Genomic DNA, 19,164 nt, shown 5'->3' with positions numbered 1-19,164 from the left:
TTGAGGGTGCGCTACTGATCCGGGTCCATCGCACTGTCTCCGAAGTAGCTGTTGTCAGTGACCACTGGTTTCGGAACGATCCCTCCGTCGAACTGTGAAATATGACCGAGATACACGGGGAGGAGACCGTTCGCAGCGGCCTCACTCTCAGTACGGTTCAGTCGACGAGTTACAAGTCGGCGTTCAGCATTCGACGCCGTTCGTTCCCACTCGTCGAAAGCGTCGCGGATCCGTCCCCGTTCGCTTGAGGGGACTGTATCGCGATCGACATTCCCCCAGATGTGACCGTGTTCGTTAATATAAATCCGCCCGCCTTCTGGACGGAGAGATTTGTACGCCGCAACAAGTTCCGGATGATCAAAGGCCGATTCAAAGCGGTAGTCCTGCCAGCTCCAACGGAGCACATCGTCTGTACAAACCGCCCAGGTCTCGCCGTGATTGAACGGGAGGCCCGTCCAGATTTCTACGGCGTTCGTGTTGCTGGGCGGCGTAGGATCGTTGGAGATCTCCTCGAAATCAAAGTCGCCATCGAGCTTGCCGACATAAACGGGGATATGACCACGGTTAGCACGGGCCTGCGAAGTCCGTTGATACTGGCCAGCTGGGACTTTTGTGAGCACTTCCCCGGTAGCGGTCAGCCGAAAGCTCCCACGCCCGTTGGTTTTCCCGAGTTCGGTGAGGGCAGTTTTGAGTCCGCGCGGCCGTTCGGTCATCGCCTGGATGTCGCCCATGTGACTCCACTGGGCCACATCACCGAACTTCCGGGACGAAACGAGACTGTATTTCGAACCGCGATATGCGGAGGGCCACGGATGCCCCGGCTCAACCGTCAGCTGTCGCCGGTTGACGGTCGGGACCTGGGTCGGCTCCTGTCTGAGCGACCCGTTTCCATCGGCGCTCATCGTGATCCCTCTCCTCGATCGTCGCGGCGGTGGTCGTCTTCCGAGAGGTCGCTCTCCTCGTAGGATCCCATCGCGGCGACCCAGGCCTCTAACGAGGCTTCCTCCTGTTCGGAGAGCGGATCGGTCAGCCGGGTCGGCTCCTCGACTTCGATCGGCCGCTCGTCAGCGGAGAGATGGCCAACGTAGACGGGGACCATATCGACGTTGCCGCGGTCGCGCCGAAGCTGGAGGAACCGTTTCACCGGGCGAGACAGCTCCCGGAATTGCGCTCGGATGTCGGGAGGCGTTTTCTCGTTGGGGATCTGCGTGACGACGTCACCACAGGGCGTGATCACGAACCGACCGCCGTTCATCCGAAGCCGTTTCAGCTCGTCGGTGATCTCCCGGGGCAACGTATCGGCAAATGAGTGCCGAAGCTTCGTTTCGCCGTCCTGCCACCAGAACCGCTCGCCACTGAACGAGTACGTCGCTCCATCATAGACGCTCTTCCAGAGGTCGCCGGGATCGAGTCCGTTCGGACTGATCGGGACGGCGTGCCCCGGTTCATCACGGGGAACGAGTCGACCATCGAGGTCCATTTGACCGACGTACACGGTCTTGTACGCGTCCGAACTGCCGTCTCCGGTCTCGATTCGCGTGATAACGGCTCCGCCTTCGGTCACCCGTAGCGCGCCGCCGCTCCGTTTCAGCTCAAGGAGCTCGGTGACGAGGCCGGATGGTACCGGCTCCAGGTCGAAACGGTCAGTTCCGTTATACGCCTGCCACCAGATGTCGCCGTCCTGGTTTATGCTCAGCCCGTAGCCACGATAGTGGAACGGCCACTCATCACCAGGACTCAGCGCGTCGATCGTCGATTCGGGAGTGGATGTCTCGTTATCGGCCATTGGTGTTAGTCTATTGAGGTTGTGTGGATTCCGTGTCGTTGGATCGGAACGTCTCGCCGGCAGCTGTTAGTTCATAGGCAATACCTCGCTGACCGACCTGGCTCCGGTCGACCAGCCCCAGCTCGTACATTCGACTCGTGAGGCCAGAGCGAATCGTCTCAGCCTGCGAATTCGACCACTCCGGATTCAGATAAGCCACCCGCTCGGTCAGCGACGTTGGCCGGTTGTCTCCCTCTTCGATTGCTTGAGCGACCTTTTGCATCGCCGTGTATTCTTCTTCTCGCACGCCCCGTACGTGCGAGATGTAGAACTCCTGCTCCTCCTGTGAGAGAGACGTGTCGGCGTCGACGCCGTCATCGAGAAGTGGGTTCGAGAGGCTTGCAAATTCCTGGCCAGCGTCCGTGAGCCCGATCTGCTGAGGGCTTTCTCGAACGATGTCGACGAAGGACAGGTGCGGTAGTGCCCCGGTTAATTCATCGTCGTGCTCGACGCGTCCAATGAAATGCGTCTCGAATCGATCCATCGATTTGTCGGGATCATCACCCGTGGGCAACGCGGCAGCGAGTTTCTCACCTCGTTTGCGCCCCGCTCGCTCGTCGTGTGTTGCGATTTCAGTCCCGATCTTCCGAGCCGTCCTCGCGGCGCGTCGCTGAAACGGCTGGAGATCAAGCCACGGACCGTCGGGGAGCCCCTCCTCGGACGAGTCCAGCAAAGCATTCGCTAATCCCCGAACGACCAGCTTGACGGGGAAAATACGATTGTACTGTCCCCAGAGAGGACCTTTGTCCAACCGCGACTCGTCGGGCGGTGCAACCGTCGGAATGTCGTCGTACTGGCGTCGAGCCAGCGACAGCGTTGTCTCGTTCGTCCGATCAGCCGGCGGAGCATCGTCAGACTGTCGCTCTTGCGCCTGTTCGTGAGTCGAATCGTCGGGCTGGGTGCCCTCAGGCGCTGCTTCTATTTCCGACTCTGGGTCTACAGAATTGAGGGCTTCGTCGAGTGATTTGACCTCCTGGGAAATCTCCTCCTCTTCGATCTGGATTTGATTCTCGATCGCCGTCCGAACGAACTCCTGCGGGTCATCGTAGTTGCCCGCAGCGACAGCGCGTTTCATCCGGCCGACGAGTGAATCGGGCACGTCTATTACGATATTCACCCTTTGTATCCCCTCGTACCCATTACCATATTCTATGAGTATTTATAGTTTTCGTGGGTCTGTATGGGTTTGTGTGAGTACGTAAGATGGCCCTTGATACTACCATTCCGGTGTGCCAGATGCTTTGCTACCTCTACCATTTCCGAGGCTTCTCCTGGAAATCCACCCGTTTCTTACCAAACATTAGCGGCGGGTACTGAACAGCAGTTTGGTAAGACACACCCAACACCAGATCGTTGAGGCCAAGCAATCAGAATGTGAATTGAAACTCCCCGCTGTCCATTATCGAATCGATGGCGTCTTCTCGAAGGTTGTCTCCAGCCCCTGTGATGCGTCGAGCACCCGGCGGGAACTCCCAGCCATTGCGCTTGTAGACGGCTAGGTAGTCGATCTCATCAGAACTGAACGTTTTCGAGTTCACGTACTGAGTACCCGGACGACGGAGTTGAACCGTCGTTTGCCGAGTTCGTTGCCGGACGTAGTGGAGAAGTCGCTCGGGAGACTCAAGGACCTCGGCAAGTACCTGCAGGTCATAGATATCGCAGACGTACGGAACAGGCGTAATATCGAGTATTTTCGCGAAGTCACGAGTCGCGATTGACCCATACGATTCTCCAAGTACAAGCCACCGATGTGCATCCTCAAGAGTGGAGGGTTCCAAGCAGATCGTCGTCCCATCCGACGTTTCGATCTCAGTAATCTGGCCGGATTGAACGCCCGTCACCAGCCGATCAGCCTGGTGGTACGCGTCTCCGATCCCTCGTTCGATGTCTTCCTTGATCGCGTCGATGCCCCCGAAGTTTCCTTTCCGAGTCTCCGCGCGGAGCTTCTTCCCCTTGCATTCGATTATGACGGGTTCATCGTCGTGGAGGATCAGTATATCACCCTCTACTTCCTCACCGTCGTACTCATAGGTGTAGTTCCGGATGATATCGTCTTTCGAGAAGACCTTCGAGAGACAGTCCCCAGTCCACTCCTCGAGCCAATCACCGAACCGTAGCTGAAATTCGCCCTGGTACTCCGAATCGATCAAATCGTAGTAGAAGGTGTTGGCGAGAGCATAGAGAACGGTACGGGGAAGCGGAAGCAGGAACTCATCACCAGTTCGAATGAACGGCGCTCGCTCTAGTGGATTCACATCTACCGGCGTGCGAAATCCGGAAGCAGTGCCCGGTTCGACGACCAGCCGTTCGAGGAAGTTCTGGAAACGTGGGCTGTCGTCGCACCAGTCCACAAGAGTCTCTTCGGACACCCAAACCGCCTCGTCCGTGAGTTCAATCGCTTTCTGAGAGAAATCTAGCAGTGACGGCGACCACCTCGCGACCTCCGTATCCTGTCCCTCTAATCTCGGTGTAATCCAATCCGTGAGTTCACGGGTATAGTAGACGGCATCCTCGATGGAAAAGCCGAGAAGTTCCTCCATCTCCTGCTCCCAGGGTTTGTATGCCCGGTACGCTTTTTCGAGCATCTGAAAACCATCTGCGTGACGCAGGGTCGTGAGTTCACGCCACACCATCCCGAAGTACGGATCCGCCATCGGTGAGTCGAGCGGAAGGTGTGAGCTACCCTGCCGAGCGTACCAGTTCTTGAGTTCGAGGAGATATGTCGCAATCTGCTCAAACGACTGTGGATCGGTCGTTTCAGTATCCGTCTCGAGGGTAATTCCGACGCCGAACTGGACGAGTCGTGGTGGGAGACCAGGATCTTGCTCCGGTGAGAGCTCTAGGCCAGTCGGGTTCGATGTTGCGCGACTTTGATCTCCGTGCCGCAATAGACTCATCCGAAGGAGATTGTGGACATAGAACTGTGTTAGCGTCCGGCGAGTCCCATTCGTGCGAATCGTCTGAAGGAGAGAAGAGATAATCTCATCGTGGTCGGAGTGGGCGAGGGAGTGATTCCCGCGTTGGAGTTTCTCATCTTGGCGATGGACTTCAGAGGAGTCGAGATGTTCAGGAGAATTCACAAAGGGAGGGTCCTCATTCACGTCCATTATCGACTGATTGAGATGGTAATCCGATAAACCAACGCTTCCTGCTCTTACCAAACAATTTGTGCTATTTTGTCCCCAAGATTTGGTAAGATATCGAGAGAACCTCGTCAGCCCAAGGATTGAGCAACAGGATTATGGCTGGGAGAGGTTCTCAAGCCGCTCGATGCCGTTGATTCCCCACTCAGATTTGTGCCCGTCTTCCTTCTTTTCCGCTCGGAGCGGAGTGACGAATGAATCCTTGGTAGCGGGTGTGATAAGCTCAAAAAAGTAGGTGTCAGCTTTCTGGTCGCCAGCTGGTGGTTGAACATCAATTCGAGTCGTCGGGTTCTCTGTTTCGCTGTCAGGGAGAGACAACGATAGCGAGACTTCAGTTTCAAACGGAGAGCTTGGTTGATACTGGTGCGTACTGAAGCTCCCGTCAAAATGGAATCGTACCTTGTCACCGGTTTCAATATCGCGAGCCACGGCAGCAGGGTCAGTTGAATTCGACATTTTGCTTGTGTAATGGTTCGCTGTGCGTAATTAAATCATCCTCTGTAGAAGCGCCGTGAAGACGAGATCCATACTCGAACGAATAGAATGACGTTCTGACTGAAGCCCCATCGGCCTACAGGTCATCTCAGTCCGGCTTCTGCCCGTTGAGCCAGACACCAAAGTAAGACGCGCCAGTCGTCTCCGGGGATGGGGATCTCGCTTATGGGGAGACGAAACAAGTTATCGACGTCGAGCAGTACTGACTGTCTCAGATTATTCTTCTGCGAAAGCCTTCTATCCAGCCAAATTGCGGATGAGCAATGTTGAAGCCCCGCTCGTTTTCATAGTCTATGTCTAAAGTGCAGGGATGAACGACTCACAAGACACGCAAAATATACGCCAAGGACTGTCCACCCGTGAGAGCCGACTTCTCTCACAACTCGCCGGCGCGGGCAACCAGATCATCTCCGTCGACGACATCGAGACGACCCTAGAGGTCGCCCCGAACACCGCCCGAGAGATCGCCTCCCGGCTCACTGAGAAAGGATGGCTGGACCGACTGTTCCCCGGTCGATACCTCATCATCCCGCTCGCGGCCGGTGAAGAGGGTCTGTATACGACGCACGAGTATCTCATCGCCTCGCACGTTGCCGAGCCCATGTACGTCGGCTACTACACCGCCCTTGACCACCACGGGCTGACCGAACAAGTGCCCCGGACGGTGTACGTCGTCACCCCCTCCCGGGCACAGAGTCGGGAGATCCACGGCGTCCCCTATCGCGTCGTGACGGTCACCAAGCGCAAATTCTTCGGCTATGAGCCGACGTCTATCGAGGGCACCACCGTGAACGTCGCAGACGTGGAAAAGACGCTCGTTGATTGTGCCGACCACTCCGAGTTCGGTGGTGGAACCCGGGAACTCGCACAGGCGATGGTCGCCGCGGACGATCGGGACTGTTCGTGGACGACGGTCGGTGAGTACCTCCAGCGACTCGACAATGGCGCTGCGACCAAGCGGATCGTCTACCTGGCAGACCAGCTGGGTATCGACCTCCCGACGCGTGAGACGCTCCTCGAGTCATTCACAAGTGGGTACTCGCTGCTCGACCCAACGCGAGGCAAGCAGGGAAGTTACGACAGAGAGTATCGCCTCCGAATCAACGTCGACTGGGAGAGACTCGATTCGATGGAATCCTGATGCCAGGGCGGTCCGAAAGGTAGCGTGAATTAAGATGCTCCTCCAAGTACAGCGAATCAGGTAGATGGGTCACGTCTATTATCACCATCCGGGCGACAATCAGTTCTCTCTTGATTTTGTCCACGAGGCTCCATCAGAAATCGTTGCCAGGATTGTCGAGTACGACGATGACGTGGCGGTGAAGGTTCGCAAGTACGATCTTGACAGCGAGTTCTTCGGTATCTATACGTCTCGCGTCAGTGGTGGGGACGTCGGCGATCTCGAATTCGATCTTGGCGAAGCACTCTCAGAGATGGGTGCTGATAACGGTACCATCGTTGCCCGGCTCCTCGAGATCTATCAAGCGCTCATAGCCCAGAACGAGGAAGAAGAAGGAGTTCCTGTTGAAGCGTACAAGAACATCGACATCGATGCACTCCCAGACGCGCTAAACCGGGTGTCGTGGGAGGGTAACGCGACTGATGTTGCAGGCCGTCTCGCCTCAAATCTCATTCTCAAACACGCGCTTCCGAATGCGAACCATCGGACTGCTGTTGCCCTGGTTCAGTTCTACCTCCGTCGGATTGCTCCCGATTTCTCGATGCCAGAGACCTCCGTGGAAATCGACTCAGAGACATACGACTGGCGGGAGTGGGTAAACGAATATATTAACGAGTCAAAGCGTCTCTTGACGGTTCGTCGGAAGAATGTGCTCCTCAAACATCTCTCTGATTTCGGAGCGACAACGCTTGAACGGAAACACGAGGTCCAGATTGACCTGACGGCATACGAGTTGGATATGTATCCCGCAGAAGCGAAAACAGTCTACGCAACAGCGCACGAGGAGCTCTGGATCGAATTCGTCGAAGAGGCGGTTGAACGCACCGACAACCCCGAGCTGATGGACACCCCCGGACTATCTAAAGCGGAGTTCGCAGAGAAAATTCGGACCCTCGAGTAAGCGGCGTGCGCTAGTCTTGGAGCGTCGCGACTGTGCGGCCCGTCTCCTCGGCTTCTTCGCTCCGCGACATCCCGTATGTTGCGAGAGCCTCTTCAACCGCGTCGTCCAGACTCATCGGTCAAACAAATCTTGGCTCTGCCGACGGATAAAGTCTCGCACGATTTGCGTATCTACCTATGTACGCTCGGTTTCACGGTAGGCAACGTCAAGATCGAGATCCTCGTACATCCGGTCAAGCATCGCGAGCGCCGACTGGAACTGAGCGTAGTTCTCGCGCATATACTCGATTGTCTCTGCTCTCGGGATCACTGGGTACCCCTCGACGTGCTCGATGTCGAGTGACGCACGTGACTCGAGGACGATCTGCAGCGGTCCGTCCAACTCGTCTCGGGGCTGTCGCTCGAATGCGGTGGGGAGGTCGAAGGACTCGAAAAACGCCTCCCAGGCGTCGACGTCCTGCTTACGAACAGCGAGGAACAGCGGATAGTCGTCGGGCTCGCGACCGACCTGGTAGCCGCCCTGAGTCCACACGTAGACGGCGTCGATCCGAGTGAACGCGAACGGCCAGTCACCGAACTGTGGGATGACGTACGTTTCCTCGATGGAGGGTGGACTGACGCCGGCGCTGGCAGCCACGAGCTGGAGAGCTGCGTCGCGTACGCGCTCGTCGACGACAGTGAGGCTGTCGTCATAGGTTACGTAACCTGCGTCTTCCAGCCGATTGACGGCCTGTCTCACCGTCTCGTACGGCGTGTGGAGGTGTTGGGCGACACGACGGATGGAGTCACCACTCTCGATGGTGAGGATGACCTGCGCCGCGGTGTCGTCGAGCACCTCATACATCTGGTGGTTACCAATAATCCGGTAACAGTTAAAAGCCTTACTGGACCCACTATCTTTCAAGCCTGCTCTTCACTCTGGGGCATCTCTGTCGCGTATTGTTCAGCTAAATCGACTACGTCGTAGACGTGAATTCCAGTTTTGAACCACAGCACTCGATCGGCGGCGCTCCCGAACTCCTCGCTCGCACAATCCAGTTGCTCCGAGACAGCCAGTACGAAATTGTCGGCCTCTACCTTTCGAATCTTCTCCAGCTTTGCGTCCAGATACTCGGGTGTCCAGAAGCCGACGATCTCGAGGATCGCTCGCCTGCCATCGAGATGTTCGATTGCGAAGTCGGGGATCATCACCTCGGCACCCAGATCGAAGACATCGTCTTCCCGCACCAACTCCCAATCCGTATTCGCTCGCTCCCACTTCCGGGTGAGTGTCCGCTCGACATCGCTATCGAACTGGTCGCCGGCACTGTAGTGTGAATCGAGGTCCTCCGTGTGGTCGAGCGCGAACTGTCGCGTCGCGCCGGTCGTCTCGTCGACGAGGATCTCGGCAACCATCTCCCAGCGGTCACAGAGGGGCAACGCCGGCAGGAAGTTCGCCATGCGAATCCCGTACTTTTGTGATTTCGAGAACAGCGACGCCGGGCCGTCCAGTACTGCCTCATAGCCGGCGGCCTGATCCGTACTCGGGACACGCTCGCCATCGGCGTCGATCGGATAGATGCGATGCATTAACCCGAACAGCTTCACGTAGCTGCATACCGTCCCAAAGTGGTCCCAGACCCGAATCCGCATTTCCGTCGCATCGTAGAGCACCGCCTGGGCGAGCGCGAGGTTGTAGCGGGTCAACAACCAGTCCACGGTGAGATCCGTGTGTTCGTACTCCGCATCGCTGCTGCCGGTCAGATTGGTCGTCGACGTCGACGTATCGTCATCACTGGCGTACTGGGCGGCCGTCCGCGTGCCGATTCGGACGAGTCGTTTGTTGTCTTCGAGATCGGCGTACATCCCTCGATAGCACTCCTCGAGCGACACCCCGAGGTCGTCAGCGACCGCGCTGTACACCTCCAGTTTCTGTGTGTCTTCGCCGAGCGTCGGCTGTCGGACGATCGGATAGCGCTCGTTGGCTTTCTCGAAGAGTCGCCGGCGAATCTCACGTGGGTCGACGGCGGCCACGACCTCGAACTCACACTCGTCTTTGAGGAGCTTCGCGAGGCCCTGGACGATCTTGTAGTCGGTATCCGCGATGGTCAGCTTGTCAATCGCGTCCTCGAGGTTCCCTTTCGGCTCGCCGAGGTGGTTCTCGAACAGCTGGATGAGTTCTCGAGCGGTCTGTCGGTAGCGCTTCTCGTCGGGACCGATGAACAGCGGCGTGATCGTCTCGTCGGTCGTGCGCGAGCGTGCGAGGTCAGCCGTCAGCACTGGCACTCACCCCCTCCCGGCGGCGCTGGGAGACGTACGTTTCCATCGTATCCTCGGTGATGATTTCGTAGAGACGGGCGGGCTGACGGTCGTCCGTCGGTCGAAGAATGCGGCCGAGCCGTTGCGCGTACTGTCGTTTCGAGGCGCTCCCCGAGAGGATGATCCCGACGTTTGCCGCCGGGACATCGATCCCCTCGTCGAGAACCTGCGACGTGACGAGCATCGAGTATTCGCCGGTCCGGAACCGCTCGAGAATCTCGGTGCGTTCGTCCGTCTTCGTCTGGTGGGTGATACAGGGGACGATAAACTCCTGGGAGATGTCGTAGGCGAAGTCGTTGTTGGCGGTGAAGATAATCGCGCGGTCGTCGTGATGGCGCTTGATGAGATTGTCGAGCGTGTCGAGTTTCTTCTCAGCGGTGCGGGCGATCCGCTCGGCGCGTTGCTTGGCGATGAGCGCCCGCCGCCCCTGTGGATCGTAGGAGGTGCGCTTGAGGAACTCCTGGTAGCCCTCTTCTTTCCAGAGATCGAACTCGTGGCTGTCGACGTAGTCCCGATAGATCTGATACTCTTCGTCGTACTGCTCGCGCTCGTCGGCCGTGAGCTCGACCGACATGTGGATTGTTTCGTACTCGCTGAGGTATTCGCCGGCGAGTTCGTCGACGTTCTCCCGATAGACGACCGGGCCGAGGAGGTCCTCGAGGAGCTCGTGCTTGCCGTCTGGCCGCTCGTAGGTGGCGGTCAGCCCGAGGCGATACGGGGCGATCATCATCTCGGGAATCTGCCGGTAGGTCGGGGCCGGCAGGTGGTGTTCCTCGTCGACGACGAGCAAGCCGAACTGATCGCCGTATTCGTTGACGTAGCGATAGGCGCTGTCGTAGGTAGTGACGGTGATCGCGGTGACGTCGTGGCTGCCACCGCCGAGGACGCCGACTGGTTCTGTGAGCTGGTCGCCGAAGGCATTGGTGAGCGTGGCGTGCCACTGGTTCATCAGGTCGATCGTCGGCGTCACGACGAGTGTGCTGACGCCAGCGTCGGCGATGGCCTGCAGCCCGAGGAACGTCTTCCCGCTGCCCGTGGGGAGTATGACACTCCCTCGCCGATCGTGGTCGATCCAGGCGTTGAGTGCGGCCTGCTGGTAGTCGCGCGGTTCGATGTGGAGTGCTGGCGTGAGATCGAGATCGGGATAGGCACGGGCGGCGTCTTCGAGAGTGTGAGCGAAGCCCTCTTGTAACGTTGCCTGCTCGTTTCCGTCCGTCCACTTGCCGGCCCATTCGAGCAGGGATCGATATCGATACGCTTGGGTGCGGTACTCGTCGACGCGGTCGTCCCACTCCGCATAGGGCACATCGTCGGGAGCATTACGGAGCAGGAGCGTGCCGTCGTCGAATTCGATTCGCATTCGATGTTGGGACAGAGACCCCCGACCGGATTCAATATGTGGGTTTCTCGGGTTCCATAGAGGCGTGCGTCTGTCCTTCTACGGGTTCGGATGATTCTATTGTTCCGGAGTTACGGTTGTCAGCGATCGAGCCAGTACTGCCAGTCTGCGATCGCTTGGTTCGTGTTACTACTGGCTTCGATTGGCTCCAGTTGCTCCAGTGGCACGCCAAGTTCTCTGTCCATCCACTCTATCGTCACGAACATCTGGCTGAGAGTCGGATCTGTCGGGGACATCCCAACTACGCGTACTGTTTCGCCTTCCTCTAGCGGTGACTCCTCTCGCTCGGTGACACAGCGTGCTTCGAACGGGAAGTCCATCGTGTCGTCCAGATACGCGTACCATCCCCACGCTTGCTCTTCAGGGCTGTAAGTATCGACGATGATCCGCATCTTGATGCGCTCTTCCCGCTCCTCGTCCTTCTCGACCCGCGTCATGCTGACCAATACGCATCCTGACTTCAAGATATTCGGGGAGGCCGAAACCACTTATCGACCGATGCAGGACGCGCTCAATTCTAGCCGTGGAACGGCTCCGAGTCGCTGGACGAAGTTAACCAACGAATGCCCGACAAATCTGTTCACTGTTGGTTAAGCTGGGGATGGGATTGTCTGATGACGAACGTCGACGGCTCACGGCGTGCATCAGTCGACAGAGACCTCTATTCTTCTTGTTCCTGGGACGTGTCCATGTTAGCCAATCGGCGTTCGAGTTCGTCGATCCGGTCAGTGACGGATGATGGCTGTTCGAGGGAACCTTCGGCGTCTAGGGCCTGCTGGTACAGTTTAGCGGCGCGTTCCAACTCTTCGACTGTTGGCTCGTCAGCTTCATCCTGCCAGTAGCTATCCGCGAGTTTCTTGTACGCCCAGGGATCTTCGGGATAGTCTCGAATGAGCGTCTCGAACTCGTTTCTGCCCTCGTCCAGTCGTCCTAGCTCTGTCAGCGAGTCAGCGATGAAGTGGCGGAAATCAAGGAGTAGCTCGTCAGGTGCATCCGGAAACTGGGTACAGACCTCCCGACAGAATTCGAGGCGTCGCTCGTGATAGGTCGGATCGTCCGCTGCCAGGGTGGCAAGGTCGTTGTCGACCGACCGCAGGAATGGTTCGAGCGAGAGCACATTCGGGAGGTGATCGTCAGCGGCCTCGAGTGTCGTGATGTCGTCCGGCGTGACGGCGATAATGGTCTCCCAGGCAGTCAGCCACCGCTGGCAAGCTTCGGCGTCGTCCCCCTGCTCCCGGAGTTCTCGCCCTTCCTGTACCAGGTCGTAGATCTGCTCCTGATAGGGGAGATCGGGTGCCCACCGGCTCCAGAGGACTTCAGCTGCCATCCAGATGAAATCTCGATCGTACCCCGACGCGTCGTCGTCATGGTCGGTTTCCCACTGGTCGGCGAGGGTCATCGCGGAGTCAACCTCGGCCGCACGGTCACGGAACGACTCCTCAGTCGTATCGATACCGTGCTCGGCAAGCTTGTCCCGAATTTCCTCCGTCGATAGTGCTTGTACGTCATGCAACTCCCACCGCTCATCCGAATGGCGGTCGGTCCCCCGGGACATGTGTACCGCTTCGTCCGCGTCTTGCTGGGCACGGGTGGTATCGTCGTCGCTTTCTTCGAGGTCGTGGTCGTCGATGTACTGGTCAACCCGCTTGGTGTCGATCCGCCCCAGTTCGTCGTACTCGTGGGCTTCATAGAGATGTTTGCGGATATCGGATTCGTCCGCGAAGGATTGCTCGCAGTACGGGCAGTCGGCCATTGGCTGCGTGTTCGAGAAGTGTGGTGAAAAAGAGCGGGGCAACCGTCTGCTCATGACTATTGTTCGGGTCGTTTCTCGTCGATAATCGCGGCTGTCTCGGTCGCTACGATCAGGTCACGTTTTTCGAGGAGTTTCTCGATCTTCCCTGGATCGTACACCTCCTTGACGATGCAGTAATAGTGTGAGGGCGTCCCGAAATCGGAGACCATGCTGAGTCTGTCGCCGTCCCAGAGTGTCGCACTGTCGGCGACGTCAGCAATCGTTACCTCGCTTGCGTTCGTGTATGATGGGTCTCTGACCTCGGTAAACTGCTGGTCCGGGATGACATTGAGTGTTGAGTCGAGGTACTCGTCTTCGAGTCCGTACATGCGAAGATGGAGATCATCGAGCGTCGTGAACCGGCAGACAAGTGCGTCGAGTTCTGCCATCGTCGTCTTGGGTCGGACGACGATGTCGTACCACTCTTCGCGGGCCCGGCCCTTCTGCTTCCACCGCAAGCGATACCCGACTGTTCCGATGCGTTCGCCTATGTCCCCGCTCGCGTGTTGTTCTACTCTCTCAATTCTCTCTACTACCTCGTTCCAGCAATACGAACACACCTCGTCGGGTGCATCACCCTCAAAGGCAGTTTTATCGAACGCTTTCCAGTCGGCGTAGTCCTGTAGGTCGATGTGCTCGCTTGCGGGTGAGCGCGTGCTTCGATTACACAGCTTCTCGCCCGATAACTCCCGTCGAAATGAATACGACGGCCCGCTTGCTGGGTCGGCTTCCAGATCGACGATATGATCGACGGTCCCGACACGGCTCACCTCAATGACGAAACGGTCTGTGGTGGCTGTCTCAGTCATTGTCTTCGGGATCTTGTTGTCCTTCGAACCCAGTGCGAACTGCATCGGTTGGTGCCAGTAGTTCATCGAGGAACGCTGTGACGAGATCATCTGGGTCGCGAGGAAGGCCGTCCGGTGGCTCTTCCCAGAGTTCGACTACAAATTCCCGCGCTGCCGTTGCCCGTCCCTCACTGGCGATAACCATCAGAATCGCCTGCTGATAGATCACGATCGTCCGCTGGTCGTCGACGTCTAGATACTCGATTGCGGCCCTCTCGAGTGCTGTCGGGAGATCCACCGGCTCGTCCACCGTGCAATGCTGAACCGGCACATCCTCATCCGTCATAGCCGATTTACCATCCGTTCGTACAAGTATGCGCCGACGGCGTGACTTTGACCGTTCACCCGTGCTGATGCACGGTCACGCGTATTGACGGTATGATAGGGCTGATTGCGGCGAGTGGAACACTATCGGGATGTACGCCAGTATGACGAGCTTCTGCCGACAGCTCTGTCCACCCTGCAATCTGGACGAACTGGGGATTTTAAGCTCTCAGCAGCGAGAGTATCGGTATGTCGTTCAGTGAGAACTGGCACACGCTCCTCGAAGCGGCCGAGGAGCGTTCTCCGGAGGCCACTCTCATCACACCGCTTTCTCACACCCAGTTTCGTATTACCGACACACAGGAATACCGCGTCATCATCGAAATTCTGGACTCGGATGAATCTCAGCCGCTCCAGCGCGACCAGTTCGAAACGCTCTATCGCCGAGTCCAGGATGCGGGCGGCGGCTTTGAGCTTGACCGGCTTCCCCCGGATGCCGAACCCTATGCTGCCGTGCTAACGCTTCATCCGCAATTCGAGATTGACGAAGACGCTGGGATTCTCGTTGAAACGGACGCCCCGACTGCCACCCAGGTGATTGGTGAGGCCCCTACCGAGACTGACGATAGAACTGAGCCGGATGTCGGCGTCTATGCTGATGCACTCCTGTTGATCGATGAATTAGAACGCCACGATCCGACCAGCATGGACACCCTGGATACGGAGACACTCATCGATCTTTACACGCTACTCTCGGACGTGCAACGTGGCGCGAACAACCTTCGGAAAGACATCGCCGATACCCTCCTTGATCGAGTCCATCACGACCAGCCAGTTCATGCCCAGTACGGCTCCGTCCAACGAACTTCGCGCCGGTCGAAGTCACTGAAGGACGACACAGAGGTCCTCGCTGCGTTGGAGGACGCCGGTATCGATCAGGATCGTGTCCTCGGCGTCGACCCGGACAAGGTCGAAGACGCACTTGACGTGACTGACCTCCACGAGCAGGACGTTTACGATATCGACGAGCGGGCGTACGTCAGGAAAGCCGACGTCAACGAGGACGTGAAAGAGACGCGATTGCAGGGATTGAAGGACCGACTCGCGGCCACTGAAAGCGAGGAGGCAGATGTCCTCCGCAGCGAGATCGAAGACTTGGAAGATCGAATCGACGAACTCACGAGCTTTCGAACTGGTTCCGAGGTACAATGAGATCGCTCTCGGGTGACTCTCGCAGCAGCTCCGGCGAAGAGGTCTTCCCGGGGTGACCGCGAGGCCGATCAGTCCAGACGGTCGAGCGAGCCATAGAGTTCCTCGTTCTGAATGTGGGTGCAGAACTGTGCGCAGAGCCGACAACAGTCCGCGGCGTCGGTGAACGTTCGGACACTGGCGTCCCAGCGCGCGTGGACGGCGCCAAGCATCGCACTTCGAACCGATGGTTCGGTCGCGACCATGACCCGTCGCGTACGCTTTGGTGGCGTTGCATCGGCCGCTGGCCCCTGCATTCCAGCTGTCGACAGAAGATCTTCAAGGACGCTCCCGATCTCGATCCCGACACCGAGGTTGTCGCCGACCTGTGGAGCGATGAAGATCGTTGCATTACTCGCTTGCGCAAAGGCGATACTCTGTGTGGCGGCATCCATCTCGTCGAGCGGAATCCCGACGTCGATTGCGAGAAAAGCATTAAATCCGCGGTCGCGGAGGCAGTCCCGCGTTTCCTGCAGGAGCCGTAAGACCTCGTCTTCGGCGTACTCGCCGCTGGTCTCGTCCCACGTCGCAAATGACGGGGCATCGGTTTCGACATCGGCGTCCGCCGGCAGCAGCGCGTCGACGTCGAATGTCCGATATGGGCCCATCAAATAGACGAGAAACTGTTCCCGCCGGACTGGAGCGAGCGCATCTGAATCACCGGCGGCACGGGGGAGATCATCGATAATCCGTTGCCGCATTCGACTCGTCGATTCGGAACGGTAGTATATAAATATCGGTGTTCTCAGGAATATTCTAGTCGAGAACGACTAAGTACGTGGCGTCCCAACGTAAGACCTGAGGCGCCCCCAAATGTCCGAAACCGATCGCCAGTCAACAGAGGAGGTTCGTCAGCCGGACCCGCCGCTTCCCGAAGAGAGCGGGCTGACGCTCGAGGAGTACCTCGCGATGCAACAGGCGATCGGCCACCCGACGCGGTTCCGGATCCTCCGCACGCTCGTCGCCAACGACGAACTGAGTGCTGCCGATCTCAAGGCTGCGGTCGATGTCGAATCCCACAATTTCCACTATCATCTCGACGAACTGGTCGACGTCGGGCTTGTCGACAAGCGCCAGCGACGGACCGCTGACAGCCAGGGCTTTTACACGTACTATCGGCCGACGGCAATGGGGCGGGGTATTCTCGAGCACGGTGTCGAAGAGCTGATGCGCCGTGAACGGGAGTTCAACGACGCCTATTCGTAGGCTGTCGTCGGATTCTCTGTCGATCGGTGATCCAGTTACCCTCTCGAATTCTTTTTGAGACCACCGTATTTCACGGCGTTAACCAACAGACTGTCTGATGAGTCGATGTGTTGGTTAATTTCTTTCGACGCGATGCTTGTAGCTCCCATGTGGCTGTACGAACAAGACCGCATTATTTCACGGTTCAATAGTGGTAGAACGGTGGCTTCACAGGCGGTCCGAGGCGGATGTACGGGGCTTGACCCCGAGATGGTGGACTGAACAACCGACAGTACAGGAGGTCACTGTCTCATGCCGTATCCGTGGAGTTAAGTTTTCTACTAGCCGGGTATAGACTATCGAATGGTCGAAATTCCGGACTCGCTTCGCTCTGTTTTCAGCGCGACTGTTCACGAGCGGGACGGGACATACGTTCTCGAGGTTCCGTCCGGGGAACTCAGCTATGACGCTGTCTCTCTCGGAGAAACGTATCGGATCGCTGTCTTCGACGCACCCACGTCGGAGCAGGATGAGCACGAGTCCGCGTCCGCAGATCGTGCCCAGTCTGACCGTCAGCGTGAATCTCCTGAGCCGCCTGTTGAGGAGGGTGAAGTACGCGAGGTGACAATCGAAACTGTCGGTGACCAGGGTGACGGGATCGCGAAAGTCGACCGTGGCTACGTCGTGATCGTCCCCGATACCCAACCCGGCCAGCAGCCGACCGTGGAGATCGAGCAGGTGCAACAGAACGTCGCGTTCGCCAGTGTGGTTGCGTCTGATTCTCGTTCGCTCTGATTACGTACCTCTGGCCATGTATCGGTCCGAAGAAGGGATTGAGTCGTATCAGAGAAAAACTCGGTCTGTGAGCCAGCGAGTTAGTGTTCAGTCGTCTTTGAATTCGTCAAGGACGTACTCTTCTAGTTCAGGATGATCGAGTCCAGCGCGTAACAAGCCCTCCATGAAGTGCTTGTGTTTCTCGACTTGAGCCTCATCGTTCAGTGTCCGCTGAGCATTGAACTTCTCGAAGCGATTCTGCACAGTCTCTTTCAAGTCGGGAGTCACGTACAGCGGGAACGGGGAGCGAGACCGGACGGTGCCTTCTTCCGTCTCTGACTCTGTCCCGTTCCCAGTTTCGTCATCCTCAGAAGACTCTTCTGTAGATTGCGTAATTTGCGTAGATTCCGCATTGTCTGGGGACGATGCTCCGCTGGTATCACTACCCGAGGCAGATTCCGTTTCAACCTCATTGCTGAGATCCTCTGTGTCTCGCTCTTCATCCGCTGTGTCACCCTTGGTCCCCTTGATTCGATCCCCGAGCATCTGTCCAAGGGCGTCGTCGTCCTCTTCAGGCATAGTGTCCCTCCACGTGATCGGCGAGACGGTCGTAGATCTCCCGTACTTCCTCGGCCTTCTGATTGCGGTGGCGGTTCGATGGCTCGAATTCGTATACTGAATGTCCTTGGTTGAACGCCCCTTCGATGGCGACGGTCTCTGGGACGATGAAGACGTTCTCTTCGCCGAGGTTATCCAAAAACCAGTCGAGGCGGTCATCGCTGATTTTGTTTCTCGTCACTGCGTTCACGACAGCGCCGACGATGCCGATATCGCGCTGGAATTCTCGTTCGAGCTGGGTAATCTCCTGGGTGAGGAGATTCATTGAGAAGGTTGCGATCGAATCCGCTCGCGAGACAAAGAGAACGTTTTCTGCCGCGAGAAGTGCTCCGTCGGCGAGTGGTCCAAGATTCGGTGGTGAATCGATTAGCATGTAATCGTAATCGCTTTCGACCTCATCAAGGATCATATCGAGTCGTTCGAGCGACCGGTTTGCCGACCAGAGTTCACGTTCGAGCTTGAAATTACTCCCGTGAGCAGGAAGGACATCGAACTCCTCGTGTGACTGTATAATGTCATTAACCTCACTAAACCGCTCGAAATCGAGCATGAGGTCGTACAACGAGACGGCGTCACCGCTCACGTAATAATCTCGGAACCCGAGTGTGATTGTGGCGAACCCCTGTGGATCAGCGTCGACGAGCAGGACATCGTTCTCATCGGCGAGCGCTTCTGCGTATGCGAGCGCTCCACAGACGTTGATTGTGGTGGTTGATTTCCCAACGCCCCCCTTCTGCATCGCAACTGTGAGCCTATTCGCCATCTCGATCACCGTTGATTGATGTGCTAGCTCGTGGGGTACACATAGTCCGTGCATTCCGTGATTTACGTATATTCCGTATTGTGTGGTAGCTCTGCAAATTGCGTAAATCACGCATTGTACGAAATTGACGAAAGTCACGAGAATCACGACCATCGCGAATTAGACGTAATTTGCGCACATTACGATCACGGCTTCTGAATTGAATAGGTCTTTCTTGCGAGACTAACGGGCTCTTCCTTCGTTTTCCGCTCCACATCAGTGGTGGCATATCTCGTAATTCACGGAGATTACACATAAATCTGTGTCAGACGTCTATTTCGTAGATTTCGTAAATTACGAATTATACGTAATCTGCAGCTGTTGAACGACCACCCTGACTTGAACAGCGAGACTCAGTGCAAAAGCTGGGTGGGACAGACGAGATCGTCTCAC

20 protein-coding genes are annotated in these 19,164 nt (G+C 57.3%); 5 read left to right on the top strand and 15 right to left on the bottom strand.

All coding sequences use genetic code 11. The features are described from left to right. Nucleotides 1-11: 11 nt before the first annotated feature. From K6T50_RS15335 to K6T50_RS15315, 5 genes are all read right to left on the bottom strand, one after another. Nucleotides 12-902, bottom strand: coding sequence for a hypothetical protein (locus K6T50_RS15335; protein WP_222609055.1), 891 nt, complete (start codon nt 900-902; stop codon nt 12-14). Further along, complete coding sequence (locus K6T50_RS15330; RefSeq protein WP_210423547.1) at nt 899-1,786, bottom strand: hypothetical protein; 888 nt, start codon at nt 1,784-1,786, stop codon at nt 899-901. Before K6T50_RS15330 ends, K6T50_RS15335 begins: the two co-directional genes overlap by 4 nt. Before the next feature lie 10 nt (nt 1,787-1,796). Continuing rightward, complete coding sequence (locus K6T50_RS15325) at nt 1,797-2,924, bottom strand: hypothetical protein (RefSeq protein ID WP_222609054.1); 1,128 nt, start codon at nt 2,922-2,924, stop codon at nt 1,797-1,799. Between the two features lie 268 nt (nt 2,925-3,192). Further along, nucleotides 3,193-4,932: a hypothetical protein gene (locus tag K6T50_RS15320; RefSeq protein WP_222609053.1), complete on the bottom strand. Its 1,740-nt coding sequence runs from the start codon at nt 4,930-4,932 to the stop codon at nt 3,193-3,195. Between the two features lie 132 nt (nt 4,933-5,064). Then, on the bottom strand, nt 5,065-5,424 hold the full coding sequence (locus tag K6T50_RS15315; RefSeq protein ID WP_222609052.1) for a hypothetical protein: 360 nt from the start codon (nt 5,422-5,424) through the stop codon (nt 5,065-5,067). Nucleotides 5,425-5,773: 349 nt separating this feature from the next. Between K6T50_RS15315 and K6T50_RS15310 the strand changes: the two genes are divergently transcribed. Together K6T50_RS15310 and K6T50_RS15305 are read left to right on the top strand one after the other, a co-directional pair. Further along, complete coding sequence (locus K6T50_RS15310) at nt 5,774-6,604, top strand: type IV toxin-antitoxin system AbiEi family antitoxin domain-containing protein (RefSeq protein WP_222609051.1); 831 nt, start codon at nt 5,774-5,776, stop codon at nt 6,602-6,604. Between the two features lie 64 nt (nt 6,605-6,668). Then, nucleotides 6,669-7,544: a DUF8172 family protein gene (locus K6T50_RS15305; protein ID WP_222609050.1), complete on the top strand. Its 876-nt coding sequence runs from the start codon at nt 6,669-6,671 to the stop codon at nt 7,542-7,544. 174 nt (nt 7,545-7,718) lie between these two features. Here K6T50_RS15305 and K6T50_RS15300 read toward each other — a convergent pair whose 3' ends face one another. The 7 genes from K6T50_RS15300 to K6T50_RS15270 form a co-directional block, all read right to left on the bottom strand. After that, the gene (locus K6T50_RS15300) at nt 7,719-8,387 is read right to left on the bottom strand and encodes a helix-turn-helix domain-containing protein (RefSeq protein WP_222609049.1); all 669 of its coding nucleotides are present in this window, start codon (nt 8,385-8,387) and stop codon (nt 7,719-7,721) included. A 56-nt stretch (nt 8,388-8,443) separates the two neighbouring features. After that, nucleotides 8,444-9,802, bottom strand: a complete 1,359-nt coding sequence (locus K6T50_RS15295; protein ID WP_222609048.1) for a DUF790 family protein — start codon at nt 9,800-9,802, stop codon at nt 8,444-8,446. Next, complete coding sequence (locus K6T50_RS15290) at nt 9,789-11,201, bottom strand: DEAD/DEAH box helicase family protein (RefSeq protein ID WP_222609047.1); 1,413 nt, start codon at nt 11,199-11,201, stop codon at nt 9,789-9,791. The genes K6T50_RS15295 and K6T50_RS15290 overlap by 14 nt, the downstream gene beginning before the upstream one ends. Before the next feature lie 119 nt (nt 11,202-11,320). Next, complete coding sequence (locus K6T50_RS15285) at nt 11,321-11,677, bottom strand: calcium-binding protein (RefSeq protein WP_222609046.1); 357 nt, start codon at nt 11,675-11,677, stop codon at nt 11,321-11,323. Between the two features lie 224 nt (nt 11,678-11,901). After that, entirely contained in the window at nt 11,902-12,993 is a 1,092-nt protein-coding gene (locus K6T50_RS15280; RefSeq protein WP_222609045.1) for a tetratricopeptide repeat protein, read from the bottom strand. 56 nt (nt 12,994-13,049) lie between these two features. After that, nucleotides 13,050-13,841, bottom strand: a complete 792-nt coding sequence (locus K6T50_RS15275) for a hypothetical protein (protein ID WP_222609151.1) — start codon at nt 13,839-13,841, stop codon at nt 13,050-13,052. Then, on the bottom strand, nt 13,834-14,166 hold the full coding sequence (locus K6T50_RS15270) for a hypothetical protein (RefSeq protein ID WP_222609044.1): 333 nt from the start codon (nt 14,164-14,166) through the stop codon (nt 13,834-13,836). Before K6T50_RS15270 ends, K6T50_RS15275 begins: the two co-directional genes overlap by 8 nt. Before the next feature lie 227 nt (nt 14,167-14,393). Here K6T50_RS15270 and K6T50_RS15265 point away from each other — a divergent pair, with 227 nt between their 5' ends. Continuing rightward, nucleotides 14,394-15,356 carry a DUF7983 family protein gene (locus K6T50_RS15265; protein ID WP_222609043.1) on the top strand — a complete coding sequence of 321 codons (963 nt, stop codon included), beginning with the start codon at nt 14,394-14,396 and terminating at the stop codon, nt 15,354-15,356. Between the two features lie 68 nt (nt 15,357-15,424). Here K6T50_RS15265 and K6T50_RS15260 read toward each other — a convergent pair whose 3' ends face one another. After that, nucleotides 15,425-16,093 (bottom strand): DUF7509 family protein, encoded by a 669-nt coding sequence (locus K6T50_RS15260; RefSeq protein WP_222609042.1) that lies wholly within the window; start codon nt 16,091-16,093, stop codon nt 15,425-15,427. Between the two features lie 112 nt (nt 16,094-16,205). On the opposite strand from K6T50_RS15260, the gene K6T50_RS15255 reads away from it, so the two are divergent. Together K6T50_RS15255 and K6T50_RS15250 are read left to right on the top strand one after the other, a co-directional pair. Further along, a complete protein-coding gene (locus K6T50_RS15255) occupies nt 16,206-16,598 on the top strand; it encodes a winged helix-turn-helix domain-containing protein (RefSeq protein WP_222609041.1) in 393 nt (130 codons plus the stop codon). A gap of 342 nt (nt 16,599-16,940) precedes the next feature. Beyond that, the gene (locus tag K6T50_RS15250) at nt 16,941-17,372 is read left to right on the top strand and encodes a TRAM domain-containing protein (protein WP_222609040.1); all 432 of its coding nucleotides are present in this window, start codon (nt 16,941-16,943) and stop codon (nt 17,370-17,372) included. Between the two features lie 87 nt (nt 17,373-17,459). Here K6T50_RS15250 and K6T50_RS15245 read toward each other — a convergent pair whose 3' ends face one another. Both K6T50_RS15245 and K6T50_RS15240 read right to left on the bottom strand, forming a co-directional pair. Then, on the bottom strand, nt 17,460-17,930 hold the full coding sequence (locus tag K6T50_RS15245) for a hypothetical protein (protein WP_222609039.1): 471 nt from the start codon (nt 17,928-17,930) through the stop codon (nt 17,460-17,462). Continuing rightward, complete coding sequence (locus tag K6T50_RS15240) at nt 17,923-18,732, bottom strand: ParA family protein (RefSeq protein ID WP_225935452.1); 810 nt, start codon at nt 18,730-18,732, stop codon at nt 17,923-17,925. Before K6T50_RS15240 ends, K6T50_RS15245 begins: the two co-directional genes overlap by 8 nt. Nucleotides 18,733-19,164: the final 432 nt, after the last annotated feature.

Origin of the sequence: Halobaculum magnesiiphilum, assembly GCF_019823105.1 — an archaeon.
Taxonomy (GTDB): Archaea; Halobacteriota; Halobacteria; order Halobacteriales; family Haloferacaceae; genus Halobaculum; species Halobaculum magnesiiphilum.
Note: the sequence above shows the minus strand (reverse complement) of the source record. Positions and strands in the feature narration are given on the sequence as shown.